Origin of the sequence: Vibrio pomeroyi, from assembly GCA_041879425.1 — a bacterium.
Taxonomy (GTDB): Bacteria; Pseudomonadota; Gammaproteobacteria; order Enterobacterales; family Vibrionaceae; genus Vibrio; species Vibrio pomeroyi_A.
Genome location: CP090854.1, coordinates 504,840 through 520,118 on the forward strand (window position 1 = coordinate 504,840; position 15,279 = coordinate 520,118).

Annotated in this window: 11 protein-coding genes; 8 read left to right on the forward strand and 3 right to left on the reverse strand. The window is 45.0% G+C overall.

Annotation, left to right across the window (positions count from 1 at the left end; all coding sequences use genetic code 11):
* Positions 1–7: 7 nt before the first annotated feature.
* From ftsZ to L0992_02380, 8 genes are all read left to right on the forward strand, one after another.
* On the forward strand, positions 8–1,237 hold the full coding sequence (ftsZ, locus tag L0992_02345) for a cell division protein FtsZ (GenBank protein XGB67570.1): 1,230 nt from the start codon (positions 8–10) through the stop codon (positions 1,235–1,237).
* A gap of 96 nt (positions 1,238–1,333) precedes the next feature.
* Positions 1,334–2,251, forward strand: coding sequence for a UDP-3-O-acyl-N-acetylglucosamine deacetylase (lpxC, locus tag L0992_02350; GenBank protein ID XGB67571.1), 918 nt, complete (start codon positions 1,334–1,336; stop codon positions 2,249–2,251).
* Positions 2,252–2,639: 388 nt separating this feature from the next.
* Complete coding sequence (secA, locus tag L0992_02355; protein XGB67572.1) at positions 2,640–5,366, forward strand: preprotein translocase subunit SecA; 2,727 nt, start codon at positions 2,640–2,642, stop codon at positions 5,364–5,366.
* Positions 5,367–5,700: 334 nt separating this feature from the next.
* Complete coding sequence (mutT, locus tag L0992_02360; GenBank protein ID XGB67573.1) at positions 5,701–6,099, forward strand: 8-oxo-dGTP diphosphatase MutT; 399 nt, start codon at positions 5,701–5,703, stop codon at positions 6,097–6,099.
* Positions 6,100–6,191: 92 nt separating this feature from the next.
* On the forward strand, positions 6,192–7,016 hold the full coding sequence (gene dapB, locus L0992_02365; protein ID XGB68671.1) for a 4-hydroxy-tetrahydrodipicolinate reductase: 825 nt from the start codon (positions 6,192–6,194) through the stop codon (positions 7,014–7,016).
* Between the two features lie 503 nt (positions 7,017–7,519).
* Positions 7,520–8,659: a glutamine-hydrolyzing carbamoyl-phosphate synthase small subunit gene (gene carA, locus L0992_02370; protein XGB67574.1), complete on the forward strand. Its 1,140-nt coding sequence runs from the start codon at positions 7,520–7,522 to the stop codon at positions 8,657–8,659.
* A 16-nt stretch (positions 8,660–8,675) separates the two neighbouring features.
* Positions 8,676–11,906, forward strand: coding sequence for a carbamoyl-phosphate synthase large subunit (gene carB / locus L0992_02375; GenBank protein XGB67575.1), 3,231 nt, complete (start codon positions 8,676–8,678; stop codon positions 11,904–11,906).
* A 195-nt stretch (positions 11,907–12,101) separates the two neighbouring features.
* Positions 12,102–12,881 (forward strand): TSUP family transporter, encoded by a 780-nt coding sequence (locus L0992_02380; protein ID XGB67576.1) that lies wholly within the window; start codon positions 12,102–12,104, stop codon positions 12,879–12,881.
* Here L0992_02380 and L0992_02385 read toward each other — a convergent pair.
* The 3 genes from L0992_02385 to L0992_02395 all read right to left on the reverse strand — a co-directional run bounded on the left by L0992_02385 (position 12,832) and on the right by L0992_02395 (position 15,210).
* On the reverse strand, positions 12,832–13,677 hold the full coding sequence (locus tag L0992_02385) for a LysR family transcriptional regulator (GenBank protein ID XGB67577.1): 846 nt from the start codon (positions 13,675–13,677) through the stop codon (positions 12,832–12,834). The genes L0992_02380 and L0992_02385 overlap by 50 nt on opposite strands.
* Before the next feature lie 92 nt (positions 13,678–13,769).
* The gene (locus L0992_02390) at positions 13,770–14,351 is read right to left on the reverse strand and encodes a flavodoxin family protein (protein XGB67578.1); all 582 of its coding nucleotides are present in this window, start codon (positions 14,349–14,351) and stop codon (positions 13,770–13,772) included.
* Between the two features lie 241 nt (positions 14,352–14,592).
* Positions 14,593–15,210: a TRIC cation channel family protein gene (locus L0992_02395; GenBank protein XGB67579.1), complete on the reverse strand. Its 618-nt coding sequence runs from the start codon at positions 15,208–15,210 to the stop codon at positions 14,593–14,595.
* Positions 15,211–15,279: the final 69 nt, after the last annotated feature.

Below are 15,279 nucleotides of genomic sequence, written 5' to 3' on the forward strand. Positions count from 1 at the left end.
ATAACACATGTTTGAACCGATGATGGAAATGTCTGACGATGCAGTAATTAAAGTCGTTGGAGTTGGTGGCGGTGGCGGTAACGCTGTTGAGCACATGGTACGTGAATCAATCGAAGGCGTAGAATTCATCAGTGTTAACACTGATGCACAAGCACTTCGTAAAACAAGCGTGAGCAGCGTGATCCAAATTGGTGGTGATATCACTAAAGGTTTGGGCGCTGGTGCAAACCCACAAGTAGGCCGTGATGCAGCTCTCGAAGATCGAGAAAGAATTAAAGAAGTTCTAACTGGCGCCGATATGGTATTTATCGCAGCTGGTATGGGCGGTGGTACAGGTACAGGTGCTGCTCCAGTTATTGCTGAAGTTGCGAAAGAGTTGGGTGTGCTAACGGTTGCTGTTGTAACTAAGCCATTCAGCTTTGAAGGCAAAAAGCGTTTAGCGTTTGCTGAGCAAGGTATCGAAGAGCTTTCTAAGCATGTGGATTCTTTAATTACGATTCCAAATGAAAAGCTACTTAAAGTACTTGGCCGCGGCGTAACACTGCTAGAAGCTTTCGCAAGTGCAAATGATGTACTTAAAAATGCTGTACAAGGTATCGCTGAGCTAATTACTCGCCCTGGTATGATTAACGTCGATTTCGCGGATGTTCGCACCGTAATGTCTGAGATGGGTCATGCAATGATGGGTAGCGGTATCGCAAAAGGTGAAGACCGTGCTGAAGAAGCTGCTGAAACGGCAATTTCTAGCCCACTACTAGAAGACATCGACCTAGCTGGTGCACGTGGCGTTCTTGTGAACATCACAGCAGGCCTAGATATGCGTTTAGATGAGTTCGAAACAGTAGGTAACACAGTTAAGGCATTCGCATCTGATAACGCAACAGTTGTGATTGGTACTTCTCTAGACCCTGATATGACGGATGAAATCCGCGTAACTGTTGTTGCAACAGGTATCGGTACAGAGAAAAAACCAGACATTACTTTAGTTGCTGGTGGTAAAGCTAAGGTTGCACCAACTCCTCAACCACAGGTAGCGGCTCAAACTGCACCAAAAGTGGAAGAGAAAGTGGCACAGCCATTGCAAGAAAAAACTGAGGTTAAACCTCAAGTTAAGCCACAGCCAACAACGTCACCTGTTTCTTCAGGTACAGGCGCTAGCCAAAGTGCTGCACCTAAAGCTGAGAAAGAGAGTGGATATTTAGATATTCCAGCATTCTTACGACGTCAGGCTGATTAACAAACACCCAAAATTTGACTATAGTCGAATTAATGGTAAAATTCGCGGTCGGTAAATACTGACCGTGATTTGTAGCACTGATAACGAGGCAAGCAGATGATCAGACAACGTACTCTGAAAGAAATTGTGAAAACAACTGGTGTGGGTCTCCACTCTGGTCGTAAAGTCACACTTACTCTTCGCCCGGCAGCTGCAAATACAGGCATTGTTTATCGTCGTACAGATGTAAATCCACCTGTAGATTTCCCAGCTGATCCAGCATCAGTTCGTGACACTATGTTATGTACTGCTCTTGTTAATGACGAAGGCGTACGTATCTCTACAGTGGAACACCTTAACGCAGCTCTAGCGGGCATGGGCATCGACAACATTATTGTTGAAGTAGATGCACCAGAGATCCCAATTATGGATGGTAGCGCAAGCCCATTCGTATACTTGCTACAGCAAGCGGGTGTAGAAACACTGAATGCAGCAAAGCGTTTTATTCGTATCAAAAAGCCTATCCGTTTTGAAGATGGCGATAAGTGGGCAGAATTTGTTCCATTTAACGGCTTCCGTATGGACTTTGAGATCGACTTTAACCACCCAGCAATTGAATCTGATGAGCAACGTTTGTTGTTTGATTTCTCTTCACAAGGCTTTGTGAAAGAGATCTCTCGCGCTCGTACTTTCGGCTTCATGCGAGATATTGAGTATCTACAATCTCAAAACCTAGTACTTGGCGGTAGCTTCGATAACGCTATCGTTCTAGACGAATACCGAATTCTTAATGAAGAAGGTCTACGTTTTGACAATGAGTTCGTAACTCACAAAGTACTGGATGCGATTGGTGACCTTTACATGTGTGGACACGCTATTATTGGTGAGTTCCGTGCATACAAATCAGGTCACGGCCTAAACAACCAACTACTACGTGCAGTACTTGCTGACGCAGAAGCTTGGGAATGGGCAACATTCGAAGAAGAAGTAGGCTCTCCTGTTGCATTTGCTGAGCCAGGAATGGTTCTAGCGTAATTGTTGTTTACAACAATATAAGATTTCGAAAACCAGGTCATTGACCTGGTTTTTTTGTATCTATTTTCCAGATACAGTGTCGTCAACATCCGAAAGTTGACTAACAATGGGCTACAGTCTGGCTAATCCGTCAGCAATTAGAAAGAAAAGTTCCAAGCACATCAAACAAATGGGGTTATAAATGGTCGTTGGTGTGAAAATTACTTACACTAAAGGGCATTAATTTTAACTCAAGCCTTGAAAACTCTACTCTCAAGTACAATATCAAAGATACTAGATTTATCTCAGTATCCTTGGTTAGTAACTGAAGACTAGTTCATAGCTAGTAGAGACTGACGGCATTTAAAATAGATCGCGGACGATCTGAGAACGAAGAGATTCCAAGCACATGATTACTAAGCTGCTGACAAAGGTAATTGGCAGTCGCAATGACAGAACACTGCGCCGCCTTAGAAAAATTGTAAAAGAAATTAATAACTACGAACCAACGTTTGAAGCACTTTCAGACGAAGAGCTAAAAGCAAAAACGGTTGAGTTTCGTGAGCGCTTAGATAAAGGTGAATCGTTAGACCAACTTCTACCGGAAGCATTTGCTACGGTACGTGAAGCGTCTAAGCGTGTTTACGGCATGCGTCACTTTGACGTGCAAATGATTGGTGGCATGGTTCTAAATGCTGGCCAAATTGCAGAAATGCGTACTGGTGAAGGTAAGACTCTTACAGCAACCTTACCAGCTTATCTTAACGCCCTACCTAGCAAAGGTGTTCACGTAGTAACGGTGAACGACTACCTAGCGAAGCGTGATGCGGAAACAAACCGCCCATTATTTGAATTCCTTGGTATGACGGTTGGCGTGAACGTGCCAAACATGGCTCCGCCAGAGAAAAAAGAAGCGTACCAAGCTGACATCCTGTACGGAACAAACAACGAGTTTGGTTTCGATTACCTACGTGACAACATGGCTTTCCGTGCTGAAGATCGTGTTCAACGCGAACGCTTCTTTGCTGTTGTCGATGAAGTTGACTCAATCTTAATCGATGAAGCTCGTACTCCACTTATTATCTCTGGTCCTGCTGAAGATAGCTCAGATCTTTACACGCGTATTAACACGTTAATTCCTAACCTTGAGCGCCAAGATAAAGAAGATTCTGAAGAGTACCGTGGTGAAGGTCACTACACCATGGACGAGAAATCGAAGCAGGTTCACCTGACTGAAAACGGTCAAGAATTTGTAGAAGAGCTAATGGTGAAAAATGGTCTGATGGAAGAGGGCGACACGCTTTACTCTCCAACAAACATCAGCCTATTGCACCATGTTAATGCAGCGCTTCGTGCACACGTATTGTTTGAGAAGAACGTAGACTACATCGTTACTGAAGACGGCGAAGTCGTTATCGTTGATGAGCATACTGGTCGTACAATGCCAGGTCGTCGTTGGTCTGAAGGTTTACACCAAGCTGTTGAAGCTAAAGAAGGTGTGAAGATTCAGAATGAAAACCAGACGCTAGCATCGATTACTTTCCAAAACTTCTTCCGTCTATACGAAAAACTGTCAGGTATGACAGGTACAGCCGATACAGAAGCTTTCGAATTCCAGTCTATCTACGGCCTAGAAACTGTGGTTATCCCAACCAACAAACCTATGGTTCGCAACGATATGCCAGATGTGGTTTATCGTACTGAAGAAGACAAGTTCAATGCGATCATTGAAGACATTAAAGACCGTGTAGCTGCAGGTCAGCCATCACTGGTTGGTACAGTTTCTATCGAGAAGTCTGAGCTACTGTCTAACGCACTGAAAAAAGCAAAAATTAAGCACAACGTTCTAAACGCCAAGTTCCACGAAATGGAAGCTGAGATCGTTGCACAAGCAGGTACGCCAAGCGCGGTAACTATCGCAACTAACATGGCCGGTCGTGGTACCGATATCGTGTTAGGTGGCAGCTGGCAGGCACAAGTTGAGAAGCTAGATAATCCAACTCAAGAGCAGATCGATAAGATCAAAGCTGACTGGAGAGTAATCCACGATAAAGTACTTGAGTCAGGTGGTTTGCACATCATTGGTACTGAGCGTCATGAATCTCGCCGTATCGATAACCAGCTACGTGGTCGTTCTGGTCGTCAAGGTGATGCAGGTTCTTCTCGTTTCTACCTATCAATGGAAGACTCACTGCTACGTATCTTCACATCGGATCGTATGGCAGGCCTTATCCAAAGTGGTATGGACGAAGGCGAAGCGATCGAATCTAAGATGCTTTCTCGCTCAATTGAAAAAGCACAACGTAAAGTTGAAGGTCGTAACTTCGATATTCGTAAGCAGCTTCTTGAGTACGATGATGTAGCCAATGACCAACGTAAAGTGGTTTATGAACTGCGTGACGAACTGATGAGTTCTGACGACATCAGCGAAATGATCGAACACAACCGTGAAGACGTGTTTACTTCGGTTATCGATGAGTACATTGCTCCTCAATCGCTTGAAGATATGTGGGATATCGCAGGTCTGCAAGATCGCCTGAAGAACGACTTCGATCTAGAGTTCGATATTCAAGGTTGGTTGGACGAAGACGACAAGCTTTACGAAGAAGCACTGCGTGAACGTATCCTAGGTATGGCAGTTGATTCGTACAAACAGAAAGAAGAAGTGGTTGGTGCTCAAGTACTACGTAACTTCGAGAAATCTGTAATGCTACAAACGCTAGATGGCCTTTGGAAAGAGCACTTGGCTGCGATGGATCATCTTCGTCAAGGTATCCACCTGCGTGGTTACGCTCAGAAGAACCCAAAACAAGAGTACAAGCGCGAGTCGTTTGAACTGTTTGAAGGTCTACTAGAAGTGCTGAAATCAGATGTTATTACCATTCTTTCTAAAGTTCGCGTTCAGCAACAAGAAGAAGTAGAAAAGATGGAAGCTCAACGTCAAGCTCAAGCTGAAGAAGCGGCGCGTCGTGCACAAGCACAACACGCAACAGCTGAAAATCAGTTGGGTGATGATGAAGCTGAGCCAGCATCTCCACAAACGGTAGTACGTGATGAGCGTAAAGTGGGTCGTAACGAACCATGCCCATGTGGAAGTGGTAAAAAATACAAACAGTGTCACGGTAAAATTGACTAATGCTTTGCTGTAATGGCTGATAACTTCGTCGGCGATGCTCATTTACACTTGTAAACTCCGCGTCGCCTCCTCGTTCTCAACCAATACAGCTTTGCCTTAATATAGTTTTGATAAAAAGAGTCGCTTAGGCGGCTCTTTTTGTATGTAAATTTCATGGCTTACTTTGTTATGCAAGGAAGTCGTCATTCCCTATAGCGAGGAACGAGCGTAGTAGGGAATCTCGTTTAGTTAGGCTCACGTTGTTTTAGGTCCCCAACTCAGTCGTTCCTCCTTCTTGAGGATGACGTATTCAGGGACTATGTGAGTTAAGCGTTTTATTAAGGAACACCAACACATGAAAAGAATCCATATTGTAGCGGGCATTATCTTTAACCAAGATAAGTCACAGGTATTTATTACTAAGCGCCCAGACGACAAACACAAGGGCGGTTTTTGGGAGTTCCCTGGCGGCAAGGTTGAAGCGGGCGAAACCATTGAACAAGCGATGACTCGTGAGTTGGATGAAGAGATTGGCATTAAAGTGACTGAGCAGTCTCTGTTTGAGCACCTTGAGTTTGATTACACGGACAAGTCGCTTAAGTTCGACTTCATCCTTGTGACCGACTTTGAACAGCAACCTTATGGCAAAGAAGGTCAGCAAGGTGAATGGGTAAGTCTTGAATTATTGAATCAATACGCCTTCCCAGAAGCAAATGTGCCAATTTTAGAGCGAGTGGTAAAAGAGTTTTCGTAATTGCTAGCCTGAGTTTGAGATTGTTGTTAGTTTAAAGAGATTAATCGAATGAACGTTGCTACGAGAGATAAGTGGCAACGGTAACCAAAACAATGGAGATATTCGCAGTGGTAAGAATTGCAATTGCAGGAGCAGCGGGCCGTATGGGTCGCAACTTGGTGAAAGCCGCTCATCATAATTCAGAAGCAAGTGTTGGTGCTGGCTCAGAGCGTCCAGAGTCATCTTTGGTCGGTGTTGATGTTGGCGAGTTATGTGGTGAAGGTCGTTTTGATGTCGCTCTAGTGGATGACTTGTCTAAAGCCATTGAAGAGTTTGATGTGATTGTCGATTTTACTGCCCCTGTTAGCACATTAGCGAATATTGAACTTTGTAAACGTCACGGTAAAAAGCTGATCATCGGTACGACGGGTTTCTCTGAAGAAGAGAAACAGGTGATTGATGCGGCTTCAAAAGAGATGCCTATCGTAATGGCACCTAACTACAGTGTCGGTGTGAACCTTGTATTTAAGCTGTTAGAAAAGGCCGCTAAAGTGATGGGCGATTACTGTGATGTTGAGATCGTTGAGGCTCACCACCGTCATAAAGTCGATGCTCCTTCTGGTACAGCGATTGGCATGGGCGAAGCGATTGCTGGTGCGATGGGCAATGATCTTAACGATGTAGCCGTATGGTCACGTGAAGGTATTACTGGTGAGCGTACGAAAGATGAGATTGGTTTCGCTACGATTCGTGCCGGTGACATCATTGGTGAACACACCGCTATGTTTGCTGATATCGGTGAGCGAGTCGAAATTACTCATAAAGCCACGGACCGAATGACTTTCGCTAATGGCGCAATCAAGGCTGCAGTCTGGTTAAATGATAAACCAGCCGGCTTTTATACCATGACTGATGTCCTAGGTTTGAATGACCTGTAAATAGATATTTATGCGCTGGCAATTGCCGGCGCTTTCTTTATTTGGTACATTTTTCTTCGTAATAGCCCTTTTACAAACCTCCCTCTAGTTTCTTTTTATCGTCGATTTTCTCTTATTTAACTGTGCTTTTTGCTGCTTATGGTGTGGTTTTTGTTTTAGGTCTTTAAATTCCTCTCTTTTCTCTTTGTATTTATCGATTGCGTTTTGTTGCTGATATTTTTATCACTCTATGGTTGGCTAAAATGAGGGGTGAAAATTAGAAAATCGTAATATTCGGCCGAAATGAGCATGAAAGTTAAACTTTTGAAGCTTTGATGGCGTAAATTGAATTAGTCCTTACAAATGTTTAATTTCTTTTGCGTTAAATGTTGACACGTATCACGCACATCACTAAAATACCGCCAATTTGTCTAATTTCCATAAACACGCAGTTTCTGGTGTTGCAGGAAGGTAGATTTGCAAATTAAATCAATTTTAATGCATTTTTATTTCTGGAGGTTGTCTTGAAGAAGTCAGCACTACTCGTCCTAGAAGATGGGACAGTATTTCACGGTGAATCCATTGGCGCTGTAGGTTCTGCAGTTGGTGAAGTCGTTTTTAATACCTCGATGACGGGGTACCAAGAAATCCTCACTGATCCTTCCTATTCTCAACAAATCGTTACCCTTACTTACCCTCACATTGGCAATACCGGAACCAATTCCGAAGACGAAGAATCTTCTTCAATCCACGCTCAAGGCCTTGTGATTCGCGATCTCCCTCTAATCGCTTCTAACTTCCGTAATGAACAATCCCTTTCTGATTACCTTAAGTCGCAAAACGTTGTTGGTATCGCTGATATCGATACTCGTAAGCTGACGCGTATTCTTCGTGAAAAAGGCGCACAGAACGGTTGCATCGTAGCGGGTAACAACCTAGACGAAGCTTTGGCTCTAGCTAAAGCAAAAGAATTCCCTGGCCTGAAAGGTATGGACCTTGCGAAAGAAGTTACAACAAAAGAAGCGTATCAATGGAAACAAGGTTCGTGGACGCTTACGGGTGGACTTCCTGAAGCGAAAGCAGACTCTGAATTGCCATACCACGTTGTTGCTTATGACTTCGGTGCAAAACGAAACATCCTACGAATGCTTGTTGACCGCGGCTGCCGCCTAACGGTTGTTCCAGCTGAAACTTCTGCTGAAGAAGTACTAGCTCTGAACCCAGACGGTGTTTTCCTTTCAAATGGCCCTGGTGACCCAGAACCATGTACTTACGCAATTGAAGCGACAAAAGTGTTCCTAGAAAAAGGCTTACCAATCTTCGGTATCTGTCTAGGTCACCAGATTCTTGCTCTTGCGTCAGGCGCTAAGACAGTGAAGATGAAGTTTGGTCACCACGGTGCAAACCACCCGGTTAAAGATTTAGATCGTGATGTTGTGATGATTACTTCGCAAAACCACGGCTTTGCTGCTGACGAAGAAACCCTTCCAGAGACACTACGTGCAACGCACAAATCACTATTTGATGGTTCTCTACAAGGTATTCACCGTACAGAAAAACCAGCATTCAGCTTCCAAGGTCACCCTGAAGCAAGCCCAGGTCCAGAAGACGCAGCGCCGTTATTCGACCACTTTATTGAACTAATCAAACAGCACACAGCGTAATTCGGAGTAGTAGACAATGCCAAAACGTACTGACATTAAAAGTATTCTTATTCTAGGTGCTGGCCCGATCGTTATCGGCCAAGCATGTGAGTTCGATTACTCTGGTGCTCAAGCTTGTAAAGCGCTTCGCGAAGAAGGTTACCGAGTTATTCTTGTAAACTCGAACCCAGCGACAATCATGACTGACCCAGATATGGCCGATGCAACTTACATCGAACCTATCCAATGGGAAGTTGTGCGTAACATCATCGCTAAAGAGAAGCCTGATGCAGTTCTACCTACTATGGGTGGTCAAACTGCATTGAACTGTGCTCTAGACTTAGAAAAGCACGGCGTTCTTGAAGAGTTCGGTGTTGAAATGATTGGTGCAACGGCTGACGCTATCGATAAAGCAGAAGACCGTTCACGCTTCGATAAAGCAATGAAAGCAATTGGCCTTGAGTGTCCAACTGCTGATACAGCGAAAACGATGGAAGAAGCTTACAAAGTTTTAGACATGGTTGGCTTCCCTTGTATCATTCGTCCATCGTTCACGATGGGTGGTACTGGTGGCGGTATCGCTTACAACAAAGAAGAATTTGAAGAAATCTGTCGTCGTGGTTTGGACCTATCTCCAACAAACGAACTTCTTATCGATGAATCACTTATCGGTTGGAAAGAGTACGAGATGGAAGTGGTTCGTGACAAAAACGACAACTGCATCATCGTATGTGCGATTGAAAACTTCGACCCAATGGGTATTCACACAGGTGACTCAATCACTGTGGCTCCAGCTCAAACGCTGACAGACAAAGAATACCAACTAATGCGTAACGCTTCTCTAGCTGTATTGCGTGAGATTGGTGTTGAGACAGGTGGTTCAAACGTACAGTTTGGTATCAACCCGAAAGATGGCCGTATGGTTATCATCGAGATGAACCCACGTGTATCTCGCTCTTCTGCACTAGCATCTAAAGCAACAGGTTTCCCAATCGCTAAGATTGCAGCGAAACTGGCTGTTGGCTTCACGCTAGACGAGCTAATGAATGACATCACTGGCGGCGCAACGCCAGCATCATTCGAACCAACAATCGACTACGTAGTAACTAAGATTCCTCGTTTTAACTTCGAGAAATTTGCAGGTGCTAACGACCGTCTAACGACGCAAATGAAGTCTGTTGGTGAAGTTATGGCTATCGGCCGTAACCAACAAGAATCTCTACAAAAAGCACTTCGCGGCCTAGAAGTTGGCGCGACTGGTTTTGACGAAATGGTAGACCTAGACGCACCTGATGCTCTAACGACTATCCGTCACGAACTGAAAGAAGCTGGCGCAGAGCGTATTTGGTACATCGCTGACGCATTCCGTGCTGGTATGTCGGTAGATGGTGTATTCAACCTAACGCAAATCGACCGTTGGTTCCTAGTTCAAATCGAAGACATCGTTAAGCTAGAGCAAGAACTGAAAGCGAAAGGCTTTGCTGGTCTGAACAAAGACGAGCTAAACAAACTTAAGCGTAAAGGTTTTGCAGATGCTCGCCTATCTAAGATTCTAGGTGTAGCGGAAAGCGAAATCCGTCGTCTACGTGACCAATACGATATCCACCCAGTGTACAAGCGTGTAGATACGTGTGCGGCTGAGTTCTCTTCTGATACGGCTTACATGTACTCATCTTACGATGACGAGTGTGAAGCAAACCCAACAGACAAAGACAAGATCATGATTCTAGGCGGCGGTCCAAACCGTATCGGCCAAGGTATTGAATTTGACTACTGTTGTGTACACGCATCACTAGCACTACGTGAAGATGGCTACGAAACAATCATGGTTAACTGTAACCCTGAGACTGTTTCTACAGACTACGATACATCTGACCGTCTGTACTTCGAACCAGTAACTCTGGAAGACGTACTAGCAATCGCTCGCGTTGAGAAGCCAAAAGGCGTTATCGTTCAGTACGGTGGTCAAACACCACTTAAACTGGCTCGTGCTCTTGAAGCTGCTGGCGTACCAATCATCGGTACTAGCCCAGACGCAATCGACCGTGCAGAAGACCGTGAGCGTTTCCAAGTTGCTGTAGACCGTCTAGGCCTACTTCAACCAGAAAACGCAACAGTAACAACAATGGAGCAAGCGGTTGAGAAATCTCGCGAAATCGGCTTCCCACTTGTTGTACGTCCTTCTTACGTACTTGGTGGTCGTGCGATGGAAATCGTATACGACGAGCAAGATTTACGTCGCTACTTCAACGAAGCAGTTAGCGTATCAAACGAATCTCCAGTACTACTTGATAGCTTCCTAGACGACGCTGTTGAAGTAGACGTAGATGCGATTTGTGACGGTGAGCGCGTTGTTATCGGCGGTATCATGGAGCATATCGAGCAAGCGGGTGTTCACTCAGGTGACTCAGCATGCTCTCTTCCTGCATACACGCTAAGCCAAGAAATCCAAGACGTAATGCGCGAGCAAGTTGAAAAGCTAGCGTTCGAGTTGGGTGTTCGTGGTCTGATGAACACGCAGTTTGCTGTTAAGAACAATGAAGTGTACCTAATCGAGGTTAACCCTCGTGCAGCACGTACGGTTCCATTCGTATCTAAAGCAACTGGCGCGCCAATTGCTAAGATTGCAGCTCGTGTAATGGCGGGTCAATCGCTAGAGTCTCAAGGCTTTACGAAAGAAATCATCCCACCTTACTACTCAGTGAAAGAAGTTGTACTTCCATTCAACAAGTTCCCTGGTGTTGACCCACTGTTAGGCCCAGAAATGCGCTCTACTGGTGAAGTTATGGGTGTTGGTGCGACGTTCGCAGAAGCATACTCTAAAGCTGAATTGGGTTGTGGTAACATCTACCCAGAAGGCGGCCGTGCACTTCTTTCTGTTCGCGAAGGCGACAAAGAACGTGTTGTTGACCTAGCATCTAAGCTATCTAAGCTTGGTTACCAGCTAGACGCAACACACGGTACAGCGGTTATCCTTGGCGAAGCGGGTATCAACCCACGTCTAGTAAACAAGGTACACGAAGGTCGTCCTCACATTCTTGACCGTATCAAGAACAACGAGTACACGTACATCGTGAACACAGCGGCTGGTCGTCAAGCGATTGAAGATTCTAAAGTACTTCGTCGTGGCGCATTGGCTGAGAAAGTTAACTACACGACTACGCTAAACGCTGCATTCGCGACTTGTATGGCGCACACTGCAGACGCGAAGACGTCAGTAACTTCAGTTCAAGAACTGCACGCACAAGTTAAAGCTTCTCAAGCTTAATCGCCTAAAGTGTATCGCTGTTAAGCGGATATAAATGCTCAAAGCCCACTCTTCGGAGTGGGCTTTTTTAAGCCTGTTATCTAGCATGAGTTAAATGATGAAAATCAGGAATAGGTTAAAATCTTGTGTTTCGTTGTTGTTCGTTTGCTCAGGGTGGTAACTTGTCGCTACACGAGAATTTAAGGCGTTGGGTATATGGAAATCACTCTGGAAATATTGGCTATCTTGTTTGTTGTTGCAACGGCAGCAGGCTTTATTGATGCAATGGCTGGCGGCGGTGGGTTGTTGACTCTACCTGCATTGCTCGCGGCTGGAGTGCCACCAACGCAAGCACTGGCCACTAATAAACTCCAAAGCTCATTTGGCAGCTTCTCAGCGAGTTGGTACTTCGTACGTAACGGTATCGTTAGTATTCAGGAAATGCGCCTCGCTATCTTTTGTACTTTTATCGGTTCGGCTATTGGTGCAGAGTTAGTTCAATACATCGATGCGAGTCTTCTGACCAGTGTGATTCCACTGCTGCTTATCGCTATCTCTCTTTATTTCCTGTTAGCACCACAAACCAGAACCTCTGAAGGCAAACAAAAGATCTCCGAAGCGATGTTTGCGCTATGTGTGGGCGGCGGTGTTGGTTTCTATGACGGTTTCTTTGGCCCAGGTACAGGCTCAATCTTCACGGTTTGTTTTGTAGCGATTGGTCATTTCTCATTAGTCGATGCTACGGCGCGAACTAAAGTATTGAATTTCACCTCGAACATCGCTGCACTGATTTTCTTTATTTTGGCTGGCTTGCCTATTTGGGAGTTAGGATTAGTGATGGCGGTTGGTGGTTTTATGGGGGCTCAGCTTGGCGCCAAAGTCGTGGTGACAAAAGGGCAGAAATGGATTCGCCCCCTTGTTATCGTCATGTCGATGCTGATGGCTTCTAAACTGCTTTGGGAACAGCATCAACAATGGATTCTATCAGTATTTTAACTCTCGGAGACTGATAGCTATTTGGTCTAACACAGATATGAATCGGTCGAATTAAGCCTGCTAATTCAGGGAAGCTATACAAGTATTGAGGCTCAATATTGAGTGTTTTTACAATCGAGAGCGGGATTAACGCAGACCCAGTTCCGCCCAATGCAAGCTGCGCTGCTGCAGTGTAGGCGTCCATCTCCATCAAGGGTCTGATGCCGAACTTTTCTAACACTGAGAGCTGATAAGAGTTGGCAGGGTTGGTCATATCGTTGGTAATGACCAGTGGAGGAAGGGCCTTGAGTGGCTGCTTACTCACAATGTAAAACGGCTCATCAAACAGGTGGAAGGTCATCAACCCGTGATGCGGTGGCAATAAGCCTGCGCACAACCCTAGAGTTGCCTTGCCTGATTGCACTCGCTCTATGATTCTCGGCGTGTGGTTGGTGGTAATGGTGATGTATTTATCTTGCTGGATAAATTGCCCCATCATCTCACCTAAGTAGCCCGCTATCAGAGATTTAGAGCTGTCTAAGGTGATGAGAGTAGTATCTTCCAACTCTTGTTGTTCATAAATAAGACCGCGAAGCTCATTGAACGTAGGGCCAATACTCTCGATCAATGCAACCGCATCCGGCGTCAGTTTTATCTGTCGGCCACTCGGCTCGATGAGCTTTTTACCTAGCTTCTTTTCTAAATTTGCAATCCGCTTGCTGACCGCTGATTGGCTGATATAAAGCAAACTGCCGGTACGGCTCATCGTCTTTGCTTTACTCAATACCAATAGAGTTTCGATTCCTTCGAGTAGCATTTAGTAATATTCATGAAAGTTGGGAATGATTGAATCAAGTTACCTGAAACGACATTCATTCTCTAGTCTTGAGCTCATAGATATCACACAAGCTATGAACTTTGAACCAAGCTCGCGATGCGTTGACCAAAATAGAAAGCGGTTTTTAGGTCATTTGCATTAACGCTGTTGTTTGTTGAGGTTGGGGCTTCATCGACACTGGCAACCAAGCCAATGCTCGAACCAGTGCGATTCAGGCCTAGGTCGTCGATGTGTTTAGATACATCAAGCCCTGCCCAAACCATGCCATGCTGACAAGCCAGAGTGAAAAAGCTTAACAAGGTTTGTTGCTGCTCACCGTTTAGGCTACCACCAGTAGTGAAACCTGCAGCGAGCTTATTTCGCCATGCTTTCTTACCGTAGGTATCACTGCTCGCGTCCATAAAACTCTTAAACTGAGCGGCAGGTGACCCCATATAAGTTGGCGCGCCAAAGACAATCGCATCACAGCTGTCTAATACCTTGAGCTTATCGATATTGTCATACCTTCCTTCTATGATTTCAGACGAGAGAACCTCGATGAGCAATGCCGAGCTAGGCAGTTGAGAGTTTACGCCCTCTGCGATGAGCTCTGCTACTTGCTTGGTTGCCCCATTCTTAGAGAAGAAAACAATGCCTACTTTATTGATACTCATCTTGAGCTCCCTTTTACCAATGTTAGTAAACAAATTAGTTTATAAAGTTATTTGTTTATTAATATAGCCTGTGAACTGGATAAGTAAACAAAAAAGATTACTAAACTAGTAATGAATGAGCTAACTAGAGTGTTAGGAAAGGAGGGGATCTTTGAATAATGGAAATAGAGGAGATAAGTGATTTGAAAGCGAATTAAAAAAGGCTCCTTTGTGGAGCCCATTTCTATTTTGTAACGCTAGCCTATTTGATAGCGAAGGTTGGCAATGACAAGTGCCAGCGAATAGCGCCAAGCCTAATTAATAGTGTCGTAAATACACCGGCTAAAAATGCCGTCTCTGAGTCGTGCCCCATGCTGATTGCCATGGTGTGGAAAGCGCCACCAATAATACAAGCGGTCGCGTAGACTTCACTTCTTAGGATCATCGGCACTTCACGGGCAAGCACGTCGCGAATAATACCGCCACCACAACCGGTGATGACACCCATGATAATGGCCACCAATGCAGAGTCTTGGTAAATCAGCGCTTTTTCTACACCAATACCCACGAATACCGCTAGGCCTATTGCATCACATACTGGCAGTATCCACCAAGCCAGACGTTTGGGGCGTCTTACAATGATCATAGTTAGCAAGCAGGTAATGATGATTACCCAAAGGTAGGTGGTGTCTGTGATCCAAAACACTGGAGTTGCACCCAATGCCATGTCACGAATTGTACCGCCGCCAATTGCGGTTACACTGCCTAGAACGGCTACGCCAAAGGGGTCCATCTTAAGACGGCCTGCGACAAAAACGCCTGAAATAGCAAAGATGGCGGTGCCAAATAAATCGATAATATAAAGCAGCATGGAGTCCATGATACTGGTGCTCTTATAGTTAAAATTGTAGGGACAGGTCGGTGGCGAATTGTACGAAAAAACGCAGCA